Raw genomic sequence first — 14,392 nt, 5'->3', positions numbered from 1 at the left:
GCCTCTCGAAAAGTTTAGGCAATGTGCGCTTTTCAGCCGGACTCGCGCGAAGCCCCCCTCGCCCTTGGCAAGGGGGGCTTTCGTTTCGTCGGAAGGCCTCGGGAGCGGCGCTAGGCCCGGCCGCCCGCTCAGCGCCAAGCCTTCTCCAGAAGGCGCGCTTCCTCGTCCGGCGACAGCGGTTGCCCGGCTCCGATCGAGTCGAGGACAGCTTCGACGGTCTTGGCCTCCGGCCCCTTGACCGGCCTGAAGACATCGCCGTCTCGCACCGACTCGACCGCGACCTCGGCGGCGCCTTCCATGGTCCAGATGCCGCCGCCGTCGCGACAGGCGATCCCGACTTCGGCCGGGAGGTCGGTCAGGTCGGCGGGAAGCATCTCGACCTCGCGGCAGGGGCGCCCGGCGGCATCCCGGAAGGTGAGGACCGTCACCATCTTCTGCCCGCCGCTTCCGAGGGTCAGAGCGTCGCCACTGGCGCGGGTCTCGAGCACCTGGTGCAGGACGCTGTCCTGCGGCACCGGCCCGAGGGCGAGGTAGGAATTGCCCTGCAGGCCCGAACCGGGCCCCAGAACCCAGGAGCCGATCCCGATGCCGACGGCCAGCGCGATCGAGGCCGCAATCGAGAGGCCGCCCCATTCGCGCCAGACACTGCGGCCCTCCCGGCGCCGGCCCAGCGAAACGACGTTGCTGTCCGCGCCCAGGATGGTGTCGATCAGCGCCTGAGGCGGGGCCTCCTTCATCGGCGCGTCGTAGGCCTCGGCCAGAAGCTCCGCGGAGCGCCGCATGCGCTCGACGAGGTCGCGCAGCTCCGGGCTCTCGGCCAAGCGGGCCTCGACCGCCTCACGGGACTCCGCGTCGAGCGTGCCGTCAGCGTAGGCCATCAGGACTTCGTCGTTGATCTCGGTCATCACAGCGATCCTCCGGAAGTCGCCGCCCGCGGGGCCTCGATCGCGTCGGCCAAGCGCCGGCGGGCCCGGGACAGGCGGCTCATGACGGTTCCAATAGGGATTCCCAGGCTCTCGGCCGCCTGCCTGTAGCTGAGGCCGTCGACCACGACCAGGCCGAGCAGGACGCGCTGGTCTTCGGGCAGGCCACCCATCGCCTCACGCACCTTGTCCAGGGCGACCCGTGCCATGGTGCGCTCCTCGATGGGGTCCGTCGCCACCGCCTGATCCAGCGCGTCGGGATCGGCCACGGTTCGTCGCACCGGCGCCGAGCGGACGTGATCGAGCCAGGTCGTCTGAATGATCCGGAACATCCAGCTGTCCAGACGCGTTCCCGGCTTGAACTGGTCGAGACGGCTGAGAGCCTTGACGCAAGCGGTCTGAACCATGTCGTCGGCCTCCTCCATAGAACCTGTCAACGAGTAGGCGAAGCGCCTGAGCCGAGGCAGCAGCTCGACCATCTCGCGCCTGACATCGTCACTCATACCTTCGCCCCTCCGTCTGCATGCGAGGACAACGGGCAGGCCGTGACCCTATTCCGCCCACATTCTGACATTTTTTCCCTTCGCCGCCGCGCCCAGAGGCCCCTGAAAATAGGAGGGAATAGTTCCGCCGCCAGCACCGTTATGCCAAGCACACGCCAAACCCGCTCACGAGCAAAGGACGCCAGTCATGAGAGAGCCGAACCCCAGTTCTACGCTTCAAAGGTTGTTGTCAACCACAGCCCTGGCGCTGTGCCTGACCCTTGCCTTGCCGGCCGGGCCGGAACTCGAGACGCCCGGCAAGCTCGCTTGGGCGGACGACAACGACGACGGCGGCAACGACAGTGACGATGGCGGCGACGACAACGATGGCGACGACGACGGGGGTGATGACGGCGGTGATGACGGCGGTGACGACGGCGGCGACGACGGGGGCGATGGCGGCGACGACGGGGGCGATGGCGGCGACGACGGGGACGATGGCGGCGACGACGGGGACGATGGCGGCGACGACGGCGGTGACGACAATGACGAGGCAGCCGGGCTGAATGACAACGACCTCGACGACGACGAAGACGTCAAGCTCGAGCCCAACGCCGGCGAGGCGCTGGCCGCGGGCATAGAGAACGCCTTCGCGGAGGCTTTCGACGGTCTGGTATCGCTGTTCTCGGAGTCCGAGGACGACGACCTCGGGACTGACCTCGCGGAGGCCGAGGCGGACGAGGGCCAGGCCGCAGCGTCGGACGAGGACGAGGCGGAGGAGGACGTTCCGGCCGGCGCCGAGGCGCGCGATGGCGAGAACGCCGAAGACGACAGTTCCGCCGACGATTTGGGCAGCGGCGATCTTCAGGTCGTCGAAGCGGCGGCGCCGGACGACGCGGCGACCGGAACCGAGGAGTTCGAGGCGGATGGCGGAGAGGCGCAAGCCGAGCAAGCCTTGAGCGGCAACACTTCGGCCACCGTGAAGATCACGGAGGCGCCGCCCGAGGATGGCGAGGCGATCGCCGTCGACGAGGGCGCGAATCAGGCCGAGAGCGAGGCCAACGTGGACGTCGCCACCCCGGGCCAAAAGCCCGCGCAGGTGGTGGCCGCCGGGCTCGCCCCCACCAAGGGCGATACGGAAGCCGAGGGGCCCGGCGCGGCGGCGGAGGCCGAAGATGCCGCGGCCGAGCCATCCGAGACCGCGCTGCAGGAACCGGCCGGCCAGGGCGCCGAAGCGGCCACGGCCGGGCCGACCGAAGGCGAAGGTGCCGACACGGCGCCCGAGGCGGCAGCGGCCACGCCCGCCGTAGCGGCAGCGCCGGAAACCGCCGACGCCGAGACGCAAACCGAGGAGCCCTCGGCCGAGGCCGCCGCGACCGCAGAGGCCGATCCCGAGAAGGACGACGTCGGGGTAGCGACCGCGCAAACGGCTGCGGAGGTCCCGGTCGCCAAAGCGGAGGCCGCAGCTACGGCGGGCGACGCGGCGGAGACCGTCGCATCCGGAGACGATCCTCAGGCGCCGGAAGCGGCCGACGTGAGCGCAACGGCGGCCCCAACCGAGGCGCCCGAAACCCCGACGGCAGAGAACGCGGCCGCCGAGACCGAAGCCGCCGAGACCGAAGCCGACGGCGACACCGCGGAAGCGATCTCGGCCGAGGCCGAGCCGGCCGAGAGCGAGGATCCCGGCCCGGCCCAGGAGGTCGCCGCGGTCCCAGCCGGCACGGAGGCCTCCGCAAAAACGCAGCCCGCAGGAGCCCTGTCGGAGATCGAGCAGCCCGGAAGCGAAGCCCCCGACGAAGCTCTCGACGAGACCCCCGGCTCGGCGCCGGAAACGGCCGAGGCCGAGGCGCTCGCAGAGTCGGCCGCCGAGCCGTCCGAGACGCAGGAAGCGGCCGTCGAGGCCGACGGAAGCCTCGACGCGGCTGCCGCGGAGCCCGAAGAGCAGAGCTTCGGCGCCCGTCTCCAGGCGGCGATCTCCAGAACGATAGACCGGGTCGTCGCCCTCTTCTCCAGTTCGGAAGAAGAGCGCTAGACTGAGGATCGGTCGAAGACCGAGACTCCACCGAGGCGAAGCTTGGCCCCTCGCCCCAGCCGGGGCGGGGGGCCGCTCCCAAGAGCGCCGGGGACGAGAGCCATGAATCAGCTGAAACGAAAGCGACGCAGCGGCATCTTTCAGGCGCTGGCCATCGTCCTGCTGCTGTCGCTCGCCGCCGCCGGCCCGAGCCTGCTGATCTCGCTGCACGTCGTTGCGGACGACGGGGACGGGGACGGCGACGGCGACGGTGACGGCGGCGATAGCGACGGCGGCGATGGCGACGGCGGGGACAGCGACGGCGGGGACAGCGATGGCGGCGATGACGGCGGCGGTGACGATGGCGGTGACGACGGCGGCGATGACGGCGGCGACGATGGCGGCGACGACGGTGAAGACGGCGACGACGGCAGCGACGGCGACGACGACGGTGGTGACGACGACGATGGCGGCGACGACGACGACGGCGACGACGATGGCGACGATGACGATGGCGACGATGACGGCGACGACGACGATGTATCTTCCTTCGGCACCACAGGGGACGATCCGGCCGGAAGCCGTGACTTCGAGCTGCGCGAAATCGTCGCCCTGGACCTCGACGCCGTCGCGATCCGCGATCTTGAGAGGTTGGGCTTCGGCGTCATCGAAGGCGCGGACCTGACCGCCCTGACCGGGCGCATAGACCGCCTCAGGCTCCCTCCGGGACTCAGCGAGACGCAGGCGCTGCAGCTCGCCGAGCAGACTGCACCGGCGGCCAGCTTCGACCTCAACACCCTGTACAGCCCGCGGAACCAGCCGAGCTGCGACAGCAACTGCCTGGCGCAGGAATTGATGAGCTGGAACCGCGCGGCCGCCAAGTGCGGCGAGGGCCTGCGCGTCGGCATGATCGACACGGCGGTCGCGCCGGAACATCCCTCCTTACGCGAGACCGGCCTAACGGCGCGCAGCTTTCGCGGCCGCGACCGCCGCCCCTCTGCCGCCGAGCACGGAACCGCCGTCGCCAGCCTGCTGGTCGGCGACCCGAACGGCGGCGTCCCCGGCCTCCTGCCGCAGGCCCTGCTGTTCGCCGCGGACGCCTTCCACGCCCGCGAAGACGGCGACCGGGCAGATACCCTCGATCTGGTCCGCGCCCTGGACTGGCTGCTCGCCGAGGAGGTCACGGTGGTCAACATGAGCTTCTCCGGCGGCGGCAACAAGCTGCTCGCCACGGCGATCGAGGAAAGCGCCCGGCGAGGCGTCATCCTGGTCGGTGCGGCCGGCGAGCAGCACGACGGCAAGGCCGAGAGCTTCCCGGCGGCCTACGAGGCGGTCGTCGCGGTGACCGCGGTCGACAGCCGCCTGCGCCCCTACCGGGCCGCGGCCCGGGGTCCCTACCTGGCCTTCGCCGCGCCGGGCGTCGAGGTGCCCTTGGCCAAGGCCGGCGGCGGCACGGTCTCCCAGACCGGCACCTCCTTCGCCGCGCCCTTCGTCAGCGCGGCCTTCGCGCTGCTGCGCGGCGCCGACCGCAAGGGCGACAGCGAGGCGGCCCACGCCCTGCTCCGCGCCAGCGCGCGCGACCTGGGACCGCCGGGCCGGGATCCGATCTTCGGCTGGGGCTTGGTGCGCCTGCCGGACTCCCTGAGCTGCGGCGGCTGACGCCTCGGGCAGCGCCGAAAGAGAGAAATCGCGGAGCTCCAAAGAGCCGGTCCGGGACCCATCGGGCCACAATGAAGCGGGGCCGCACCGCCAGATCCTCTCCCCCCGGACGGATCTGCGGCGCGGCCCCCCATGCCCCCGGTGTCGCAAGGGTTGGTCAGGCAGGCCCTTGGTGTGGCTCGCCGCCCACACTTCGGTGGACGGAAACCGGAAGTCTGCAGGCGGATGCGCGCTGCGATCCGCCGGAGCCAGGAAAGCAGCTGGCTGCAACCGCGGCGGTGAGTTTTGCCACAGCCAAGCGATCTTTGCCGCAGTGACACGCGACGGCTTGTCACTTCACAATGCCGCGAACGCGCCTTTGCCGAGCGATTTCGGGTGAAACACGCTAGACTCGGGCTGCGGTCACCCCAGGCCAACGGTCCGGTCGCCAGCCGGGCACGTCGGGCCGTCGGGCCCGCTCCAAGGGACCTCACCTTCGACGGCTTGGCCGGAGGACGCAATGGCGGAGCGTGACGCCGAGAGGCCGGGGGCCGGCCCAGACGACACCGCGGTCGAGGACGTGGTCACCCGCGCCCGGCGGGCCCAGCAGGGCTTTGCGGCGGACGCGGATCAGCGGCGGCTCGACCGGGCCGCCAAGGCCGCCGCCTGGGCCGTGATGGAGCCGGCCCGCAACCGCGAGCTCGCGGAGCTGGCCGTCGCGACCACGGGCCTCGGCAAGGTCGAGGACAAGGTCCGCAAGAACCACCGCAAGACCCTCGGCCTGCTGCGCGACCTCCAGGGCCTGCCGACCTGCGGGGTGATCCGCGAGATTCCCGAGCGCGGCTTGACCGAGATCGCCCGGCCGATCGGGGTGGTCGGCGCCGTGGTGCCCTCGACCAACCCGGTCGCGACGCCGGTCAACAACGTTGTCAACGCGCTCAAATGCGGCAACGCCATGGTGCTGGCCCCGAGCCCCAAGGGAACCGAGGTCTGCGCACGGCTGCTCGGCTACATTCGGGCCGAGCTGGAAAAGGCCGGACTCCCGCACGACCTGGTCCAGATGCTGCCGCCGCCGGCGAGCAAGGCCAAGAGCCAGCGCCTGATGGAGGCCGCCGACCTGGTGATCGTCACCGGCTCCCAGGCCAACGTGCGCGCGGCCTACCGCTCGGGCACGCCGGCCATCGGGGTCGGCGCCGGCAACGCCACGGTCATCGTCGACGAGACCGCCGATCTCGCGGCCGCGGCCGCCGGCATCGCGGCTTCCAAGACCTTCGACAACGCGACCTCCTGCTCCTCGGAGAACGCCGTCATCGTGCACGACGCGGTGCGCGCACCCTTCCTGGAGGCGCTGGCAGCGGAGGGCGGCGCCCTGCTGGACGCGGCGGAGCGCCGGAGGCTGGTCGCCGCGCTCTGGCCGGAGGGCGGCAGGCTGAGCCACAAGCTGCTGGCCAAGGACATCGACGCCGTGATCCGCGAGGCCGGACTGAGCCGCCTGGACCCGGCGGCGACCCGCTTCGTGGTCGCCGAGGAGCGCACGGTGGGCCCGGAGAACCCGATGTCCGGAGAGAAGCTGTCCCTGGCTCTGGCGCTCTACGGCGCCGCGGACTTCGCGGCCGCCAAGGCGCTGGCCGGGAAGATCCTGGCTCACCAGGGCAGCGGCCACTCGCTCGGGCTCTACAGCGCGAAGGCGGAGCGGGCCCTCGAGCTCGGCCTCGAGCTGCCGACCTGCCGGGTGATCGTCAACCAGGCCCATTGCTTCGCGACCGGTGGCGCCTTCGACAACGGCCTGCCCTTCTCGCTCTCCATGGGTTGCGGCAGCTGGGGCGGCAACTCGATCGACGAGAACCTGAACTGGCGCCATTTCCTCAACATCACCCGCGTGGTCCGCCGCATCCCGGCGGAGGAACCGGCGCTGGAGGACATCTTCGGCGACTACTGGCGCGAGGTCGGGCGGTGAGCCAGGGGCCGGGCGCCGCGGCCACACTGCGCGCCTTGCTCGATTTCAGGGCCACGGAGAGCCCGGACGCCTGCTTCCTCGTGTGTCCGGAGAGCGAGCGGCGGGTCGGCTTCGCCGATCTGCGCGATGCCGCCGCCGACACCGCCCGGCGCCTGGCCGCCCTGGGCGTCTTGCCCGGCGAGAGCGTCGCCTTCGCCCTCGACAACGGCTACGCCGCCGTGGTCGCGGTCCTGGGCTGCCTCTACGGCGGCTATCGCACGACCCCGGTCAACCTGGTCGCCGGCCCGGGGACGCTGCGCTTCGTTCTGGCCCATTCGGAGGCGCGGGTGGTTCTGCTCGGCGCCGCGCAGGAAGCCCTGATCCGGTCGGCATTGGCCGGCGCCTCGAACCCGCCGCGGCTGGTTCCCTGCGATCCCGACCGGGGACCGCTCTGGCCCGGGGCGCTGCCGGCGGGCCCCCTGCCGCCGGCACCGGAGGCCGGAGCCGACGGCCTGCTGATCTACACCTCGGGAACGACCGGCCGGCCCAAGGGCGTGTTGCTGACCCAGCGCAGCCTCCTGGCCGGGGGGCGCAACGTCGCCGAAGCGCATGGCCTGAGCGCGACCGACCGGGCGCTCTGCGTCTTGCCGCTCTACCACATCAACGGCCTCTCGGTGACCGTGATGGGGCCGCTGGTCTCGGGCGGCTCGGTGGTGATGCCTCGGCGTTTCTCCACGACCCAATTCTGGGTGCAGGCCTGCGCGCAGGACTGCACCTGGGTCAGCCTAGTGCCGACCCTGATCGCCTATCTGCTCAGCCAGCCCGAGGCCGAGAATCCGCCGCGAGAAAAGCTGGCGCGGCTGCGCTTCGCGCGCTCGGCCTCGGCCCCTTTGGCGCCGGAGATGCAGGCCGCCTTCGAAAGCCGCTTCGGCCTGCCGGTGATCGAGACCCTGGGCCTGACCGAGACCGCGGCCCAGGTGCTCTCGAACCCCTTGCCGCCCGGCCGCCGCCAGCCCGGCTCGCCCGGACGCGCCTGGGGGAACGAGGTGCGAATCGTCGATTCGCAGCTGCGCGACCTGCCGCCGGGTTCGTCGGGCGAGATCCTGGTCAGGGGGGCCAACGTCATGAAGGGCTACTTCAAGGACCCGGCGGCCAGCGCCGAGGCGCTGACCGAGGACGGCTGGCTGAGGACGGGGGATCAGGGCCGCGTGGACGAAGCCGGTTACGTCTTTGTCACCGGCCGGCTGAAAGAGCTGATCATCAAGGGCGGCGAGAACATCGCCCCGAGGGAGATCGACGAGGCGCTGATCGCCCAGCCGGCGGTCCTGGAAGCCGCCGCCTTCGGCCGCCCCTGCCAGGACTACGGTCAGAGGGTCGAGGCCTGCGTCACCCTGAAGCCTGGAGCCGCGGCCTCCGAGGCCGAGCTGATTGCCGGCTGCGTCGCGCGGGTCGGACACTTCAAGGCGCCGGACCGCGTGCATGTCCTGGCTGAGCTGCCGAAGGGCCCCTCCGGCAAGATCCAGCGGCTCAAGCTCCTGTCCCTGGTCGCCGACGCGGCAGAGGTCTCGTGAGACTCCGGTCCCAAACGCCGGAGGCGCCGACAGGCTCTGCCGGCGCCTCCGCGCGTCGTCGGTCGTGTCGGGTCGTCAGGCGACCTGGCCCTCGGCCTCCGGCTGGGCCTGGACATCGTCCCGCGGCTGGGTGATCCGGGAGGCGGGCAGGGTCACGCTGGCGATGAAGGGCTGGCCGTTGCCGCCGTGCAGCCGCAGCGCCCCGTCGTGGGCCTTGGCCAGGGCCGCGGCCAGCGGCAGGCGCATCGGGTTGCGGTTGCCCTCGGCCTTGATCTTCCCCACCACCTCGGAGGCGCCGAAGGGCTGGAGCAGCTTCGTCAGGTCCTCGGCATCGAGTTCGACCTCGGCTCCCTTGACGATCATAAGCAGCCCGCCGTCGTCGGCAGGCTTGAGGCCAAGCAGCAGCTCTTCCTCTCCGCCCATGTCGCTCGCCTGGGCGAGCATGTTGACCAGCATCTCCAGGATCTGATGCTCGCGGCCCCAGATGACCGGCCGGTCTGCGGGCAGGCTGACCGCGATCTTCGGCGCGTCTTCCCCGTAGAGCTTCTGGATCTCCTCGACCGCGTGCTCCGCGATCCCGCAGATGTCGAGCCGCTGCTCCTTGCCGTCGCTCCGGCCGGAGCTGGCCTGGACGTAGGCGTTCGAGCATTCGATCAGGTCGTAGAGGCGGCCGACCTGATCGCGCACCATCTTGGCCGGCGAGCCATCCTCGTCGTCGGTGGCGCTGTCGTCGGCCATGACCAGCGGCGAGATTCGGTTGTTCACCTCGTCGACCAGCTGGCGCAACTCTTCGCTATAGCGGGCGAAGAAGGTGGTTGCCTCCTGGCTTTGCTGGTCGGCCACGTTCTTGGCGTCTTGCAGCTCCTCGAAGGCGGCCTGGAGGCGCTGCCGAAGGTCGAACTTGCCCAGGCAGCGGTCGAGGACGGCAAAAAGCTTGTCCAGCGCCAGCGGCTTGGTCAGATAGTCGAAGGCGCCGGAACGCAGGGCCGTGATCGCCGATTCCTTGTCGGCGTTGCCAGTGATCACGACGCAATAAATCTCCGGACGATACTCCTTGAGGTAAGGAATCAGATCCAGACCGTTGGTCCGGCCAAGACGGATGTCCAGCAGCGCCACCTGGGCGTCGAAGGTCTGAATGATCTGCTGGGCTTCCTGCTCATTCTTCGCGGTCTCGACCTCGTAACCGGTCGCTCGCAGCACCTCGGCGATGCCCTCGACCAGGTCGACGTCGTCATCGACCGCCAGGATGCGGCCGGTCCGCTGGTGCGCCTTGAAGCCGCCGGCCGGCGGCTGCTCCGGCGCCGGGACCCCGGCCGAAGCGGGCGTCTCCGCCTGGGCGACCGGCACGGGAGCCTCGACAGGGGCAGAGGCAGGTGCAGGAGCGGGGAGGGGCGCAACGGAGGGGGCCTCCGTCGCCGGAGCCGCTACGCCCTCGTCCTCCGCCGGGACCGGCGACTCGGGCCCGTCGGGCTCGTGCGACGGCGACATCTCGGGTGCGGCCGCCTCCGGCTCGGCCATCGGCGGCACGCCATAGGGCTCGGCCGGGGCCGAAGCCACCGGCTCTTCCTCGGCGAGCATGAAGGGCTCGGCCTCCTGGCCCGCGTCCGGCGCGGACAGAGGTTCGGCCTGTGCCGGCGCCTCGAACATGGCCGGCTCCGCCTCGGCGTCCGTCTGCGGCTCTGCCGCGTCGCCGGCTCCGACCGCCGCCATCGGCGCCTCGGGTTCAGCCATGGGATCCATCGGCAGACCTATGGGCGCGTCCATCGGCGCTTCGAGCTGCGCCGGACCGTCGGCCGGCGATTCGGCCAGGCCTTGCTCGTCCGCCATCAGGGCTTCGTCCGCGGCGGAGGCCTCCGGCGTGTAGCCGCTGCGCTCGATGTTGAAGCGCGGCCGGTCCTCGGAGCGCTCCGGCTTGGCCATGAACAGGTCCTCGGCCGTATCCTGCTGCGGCTGCGGCTCGACATCGAGCCCATGGGACATCTGGTCCAGATGCTGCAGCAGCGAGACGGTGTCGAAGGGCTTGGTCAGGATCCCCGTGACCTCCATCGACCGGAAAGCGTCCAGAGCCTCGGCGTTCTCCGTGGCCTGGCCGGTAACGATGACCGTCGGGATGTCGTGGCCGCGGTTGCGAAGCTGGAGATAGACCTCCAGACCGCTGATGACCGGCAGCTTGAGGTCGAGCACCAGGTAGTCGACGCCGCCGCTCATCACGGTCTTCAGGGCCTCGCCGCCGGTCCGGGCGACGCAGACCTTGTAGCCGTCGTCCATCAGCACGTCCTTGATCGCGCCGCTGAACTCGGGATCGTCGTCGGCGATGAGGACCATGCCCTTGGAGTGGATTCGGTCCATGGCTTCCAGCACGTCGTCGATGTTGATCGGCTTGTGCAGGATGCCGCAGGCGCCCTCCTGGACCGCCTGGTCGAGCAGCTGCTCGACGCTGTAGCCGGTCATCATGATGACCTTGGCCGCCGGGCGGATCTTGCGGATCTCCATGAAGCTCTCGACGCCGTTCATGCCCGGCATCATCACGTCCATGAAGGAGATGTCGAACTCCTTCTCACGGAAGATGCGGATCGCCTGCTGGCCGTTGTAGGCGACCTCGACCTCGTGTCCCTTCATCCGAAGGACGTCGGCGAGGCCGTCGGCGATGTCCTTGTGATCGTCGACGACAAAGATCCGGAGGGGCTTTGTCTGGGTGCTCATCATCCAGCCCTTTCGTGTTCGTAACGCTCTTTGCTCCAGGAACCGCCGCGCCGACGTCTAGGCGGCCTGCTCCTGGACCTGCTTGATCGGCATCCAGAGACGCACCTGCGTGCCGCTGCCCTGGGTGCTGGTGACTTCGACGCCACCGCCGTGCTGTTCCATGATCTGCTTGACGGTTGGTAAGCCGAGGCCGACGGCGCCGCTCTTGGTGCTGAACAGCGGCTCGAAGACCTGGGACAGGGTTTCCGGCGCAATGCCGGGTCCGTTGTCCAAGACGAGGATCTCGAAGTGGTCCTCGCCAGCCCGCGTCCTGATCTCGATCGCCCCCGCCGGCTCGCCGCCCTCGGCTGCCTCGACCATGGCCTCGTGGGCGTTGTTCACGAGGTTGGTCAGCGCCCGGCGCAGGCGGTCCTGGTCGAAGGCGGTGACCAGACCGCTCGTGCCCGACAGCAGCTTGACGCTGATCGCGGGCGGCAGGTCCTGCTCGCCGAGGAACGCCTGAAGCCATTCGTCGAGCGGCTGGTTCTCGAGTTTCAGCGCGGTCGAACGGGTGTAGTCCAGCAGCTCGTTGATGATGTTGTCACAGCGGCTGACGCTGCGGTCCACGCGCTCCAGAGCGCTCTCGACTCCCAGGTCGTGGCCCTCGGTCCGGCCGCGGACCAGGTAGATGGCGGTGCGGATCGCCCCCAGGGGATTGCGCAGCTCGTGGCTGACCGTCGCGGTCAAGTGGCCGATCGCCGCCAGGCGCTCCTGGCGCATCAATTCGGACTGCGCCGCCTGCAGCTCTGCGGTGCGTTGCTCGACACGGCGTTCCAGGTCCTGGTTCAGCTCGAGGATATCGGCGTTGGCGCGTTGCAGCTCGGCGGTCCGTTCCTGGATCCGCTGTTCCAAGGTCTCGTTCATTCTGGCCATGCCATCGTTCGCTGCATGGACCTGATCGATCACCTTCGACAACTGCGCCGTGCGCTCCTCGACCCGTTGCTCCAGCTCCTGGTTCAAACGGGCTATGTTCTCGTTGACCTGCGACAGCTTGTCGTTGGCCGCATTCAGTTCCAGGGTGCGCTCCTCGACCCGGCGCTCGAGCTGGGCGTTAAGCTGGGCAACCTCAGCCTCGGCCTGGGCCAGCGACTGGTGAGCGCGCTGCAGATTGTCGATCTGGCTGTTGCGTTCCCTGATGTCCTGTCGGACGAAGACGCCAAGGACCAAGGTGATCAGGACCAAGCCGACCAGGAGCGCCTTTTCGCCGTTGTCCAGGAAAGCCTTGATGCCGTTCCGGATCTCGGTGAAGTCGGCTTCGATCTCGACCGCCCCCTGGAAGATGCCGTTCTTCATGAAGGGCTGGTAGATCCGGCCCAGGGAACGGTTGCGCCCGGCAGCATCGACGCTGTCCATGAGAATCGTGACGGGCTGGCCGCGACGAACATCGCGCAGGAAGAAGTCGGTGTCGAAGGTCAGTCCCAGGTCCTGGGGCCGGGCCGCCAGAGCGACCACGCCGTCCTGATCGAACATGCGGAAGTTCTGAACCTGATCGCTGCCGGTGATGAAGGCGATCACCTGCTCGTCGCGGGCGGAGACAGATCCCTGGTTCAGCAGAGCGTCGACGTCGTCGATATGGCTGTTCAGGTAGTCGCCCCAGAAGGCCGCCTGGTGGTCGGCCTGGCTCTGCAAGAGCTGCTGGATCAAGAACTGCTCGCCGCGGCTCAGGCCGATCGCCGCAAGAACGCCGACGACGATGAAAAGCACCGCCAGCCTGACGTCCTTCAATCTGAGCTTAGCGAACATGGCCCGGACTTTCTCGATCGCGACGCGGAAGCGGCCTTGCGGCAGGTCCCATATGAAACGGGAGGCGACCTCCGGGAGCCCTCGCCTTCCAACGCCTTGCGCCCGAAAAGTCATCCACGTGAATTACCCGACTAAAAGTAAAGTTAGTGTTTATTCGAAAACAAAATGCTAAACAGAAAGTTGCCAACAGGACCATCTGCCTGCTCTTTCATACAGCTACAAAGTTGATTTTTGGTTGTTGGCAAAGGGTACAGTAATCTTAACCGTGGAATCTGCCCCTCCGGCCCCGTGGCGGGGCCGGGCGCGGAGGATCGGAGGCAGATGCCGAGGGGCGCGGATCTGCCGAGGAGACCGGGGGCCGTCGACCGGATCTAGAGGGCCTCGAAGAGCTGGGTGGCGCTGTCGATGGTCTCCAGCAGCGTGAGGTTGAGATCGGAAATCTGTCCGAGCTGGCCATCGTTGACCTGCTCCCCGTTCGCCACGCCCTCGACGATCGGCACCACGTCGGTCCAGATCTGCATGGCTTTCTGCAGCTCGATCCGAATCGCCGGCGTCGGCGCCTGGCGCAGTCTGAGCTGCAGGTCTCCGTCCAGGAGGCCCTTGAGGACGCGGTCGAAGTGGCTGCTGCTGCGCGCCAGCGCCTTGCGGTTCTTCTCGACCGAATGACCGTAGGCCACCAGCAAGAACTCCTTCGCCAGCTTCTGCGACAGCATGCTCTGGCGGGTCGAATAGTCGATCGCCAGAAGATTGATCGAGAACACGACCATGCCCTTCTGCGCCTCCTGGCGGAGCGCCTTCACCAATTCGTCGACGACGCTGTACAGGGGCTCGGTCATCTCCGCCACGGCAACCACTTCCTCGGCGGTCATCTCGTCGCCCGCCACGCCCCGGGCCAGCAACTGATTGACCGAGGCCCATATCTGCTCGACACGGTCTACGTGCCTGATCAGCTCAGGGTCGGACAGCGCCTTGAGGCCGAGTTCGGCGTCGCCGTTCCTCAGGCCTTGAGAGATCCGCCCGAACATGGCGTGGCTGTCCTGCAGGCGCTGCAGATTGGTCTCTTTGTCGATGCCCATGGCGACGAGGATCGCTTCCTTGCCGATCTGCTGGGCCAGCGTTCGCTGGTGGCCGGCCATGTTGACGGCCTTCTCGAAGTCGATCCTGCCTTTCGCCAGTGACGTGCTTGTGCCGGCCACAGCCGTTAAGGCGAGGATAGCGGTGAGCAGGGTCAAAGCGAGAAGGCGGAACTTCCCATTCCGCGTGAGCTCAAACAACATGGTGTCCGTCCCCGTAGCGTCGACGGGCGGACCGGAGCAGAAACGGCAGTCGTCAGTCGGGCTCAGCGG

At 69.1% G+C, this 14,392-nt stretch carries 9 protein-coding genes; 4 read left to right on the top strand and 5 right to left on the bottom strand.

Translation table 11 applies throughout. The features are described 5' to 3' along the window. Positions 1 to 128: 128 nt before the first annotated feature. Both QNJ30_04725 and QNJ30_04720 read right to left on the bottom strand, forming a co-directional pair. Positions 129 to 905, bottom strand: coding sequence for a hypothetical protein (locus QNJ30_04725; GenBank protein ID MDJ0942741.1), 777 nt, complete (start codon positions 903 to 905; stop codon positions 129 to 131). Further along, positions 905 to 1,426, bottom strand: coding sequence for an RNA polymerase sigma factor (locus QNJ30_04720; protein ID MDJ0942740.1), 522 nt, complete (start codon positions 1,424 to 1,426; stop codon positions 905 to 907). The genes QNJ30_04725 and QNJ30_04720 overlap by 1 nt, the downstream gene beginning before the upstream one ends. A 187-nt stretch (positions 1,427 to 1,613) precedes the next feature. On the opposite strand from QNJ30_04720, the gene QNJ30_04715 reads away from it, so the two are divergent. From QNJ30_04715 to QNJ30_04700, 4 genes are all read left to right on the top strand, one after another. Beyond that, positions 1,614 to 3,437, top strand: a complete 1,824-nt coding sequence (locus QNJ30_04715) for a hypothetical protein (protein ID MDJ0942739.1) — start codon at positions 1,614 to 1,616, stop codon at positions 3,435 to 3,437. Positions 3,438 to 3,539: 102 nt separating this feature from the next. Next, positions 3,540 to 5,075, top strand: a complete 1,536-nt coding sequence (locus QNJ30_04710) for a S8 family serine peptidase (GenBank protein MDJ0942738.1) — start codon at positions 3,540 to 3,542, stop codon at positions 5,073 to 5,075. Positions 5,076 to 5,574: 499 nt separating this feature from the next. Next, positions 5,575 to 7,011: an aldehyde dehydrogenase family protein gene (locus tag QNJ30_04705; GenBank protein MDJ0942737.1), complete on the top strand. Its 1,437-nt coding sequence runs from the start codon at positions 5,575 to 5,577 to the stop codon at positions 7,009 to 7,011. Next, positions 7,008 to 8,561, top strand: a complete 1,554-nt coding sequence (locus QNJ30_04700; GenBank protein MDJ0942736.1) for an AMP-binding protein — start codon at positions 7,008 to 7,010, stop codon at positions 8,559 to 8,561. Before QNJ30_04705 ends, QNJ30_04700 begins: the two co-directional genes overlap by 4 nt. 75 nt (positions 8,562 to 8,636) lie before the next feature. Here QNJ30_04700 and QNJ30_04695 read toward each other — a convergent pair whose 3' ends face one another. The 3 genes from QNJ30_04695 to QNJ30_04685 all read right to left on the bottom strand — a co-directional run bounded on the left by QNJ30_04695 (position 8,637) and on the right by QNJ30_04685 (position 14,278). Further along, positions 8,637 to 11,264 (bottom strand): response regulator, encoded by a 2,628-nt coding sequence (locus tag QNJ30_04695; GenBank protein ID MDJ0942735.1) that lies wholly within the window; start codon positions 11,262 to 11,264, stop codon positions 8,637 to 8,639. Between the two features lie 57 nt (positions 11,265 to 11,321). Next, positions 11,322 to 13,046, bottom strand: a complete 1,725-nt coding sequence (locus QNJ30_04690; protein ID MDJ0942734.1) for an ATP-binding protein — start codon at positions 13,044 to 13,046, stop codon at positions 11,322 to 11,324. A gap of 371 nt (positions 13,047 to 13,417) precedes the next feature. After that, on the bottom strand, positions 13,418 to 14,278 hold the full coding sequence (locus QNJ30_04685) for a type IV pili methyl-accepting chemotaxis transducer N-terminal domain-containing protein (protein ID MDJ0942733.1): 861 nt from the start codon (positions 14,276 to 14,278) through the stop codon (positions 13,418 to 13,420). Between the last annotated feature and the right edge of the window lie 114 nt (positions 14,279 to 14,392).

The organism is Kiloniellales bacterium (assembly GCA_030066685.1).
GTDB lineage: Bacteria > Pseudomonadota > Alphaproteobacteria > Kiloniellales > JAKSBE01 > JAKSBE01.
The sequence above is the reverse complement of the archived record's forward strand: the minus strand, read 5'-3'. Positions and strand labels throughout refer to the sequence as shown.

Excerpts from the sequence above, each read along its gene's own strand:
- QNJ30_04710 (MDJ0942738.1), top strand. The coding sequence starts at position 3,540 with ATGAATCAGCTGAAACGAAAGCGACGCAGCGGCATCTTTCAGGCGCTG.
- QNJ30_04690 (MDJ0942734.1), bottom strand. The coding sequence starts at position 13,046 with ATGTTCGCTAAGCTCAGATTGAAGGACGTCAGGCTGGCGGTGCTTTTC.
- QNJ30_04725 (MDJ0942741.1), bottom strand. The coding sequence starts at position 905 with ATGACCGAGATCAACGACGAAGTCCTGATGGCCTACGCTGACGGCACG.
- QNJ30_04720 (MDJ0942740.1), bottom strand. The coding sequence starts at position 1,426 with ATGAGTGACGATGTCAGGCGCGAGATGGTCGAGCTGCTGCCTCGGCTC.
- QNJ30_04705 (MDJ0942737.1), top strand. The coding sequence starts at position 5,575 with ATGGCGGAGCGTGACGCCGAGAGGCCGGGGGCCGGCCCAGACGACACC.
- QNJ30_04695 (MDJ0942735.1), bottom strand. The coding sequence starts at position 11,264 with ATGAGCACCCAGACAAAGCCCCTCCGGATCTTTGTCGTCGACGATCAC.
- QNJ30_04715 (MDJ0942739.1), top strand. The coding sequence starts at position 1,614 with ATGAGAGAGCCGAACCCCAGTTCTACGCTTCAAAGGTTGTTGTCAACC.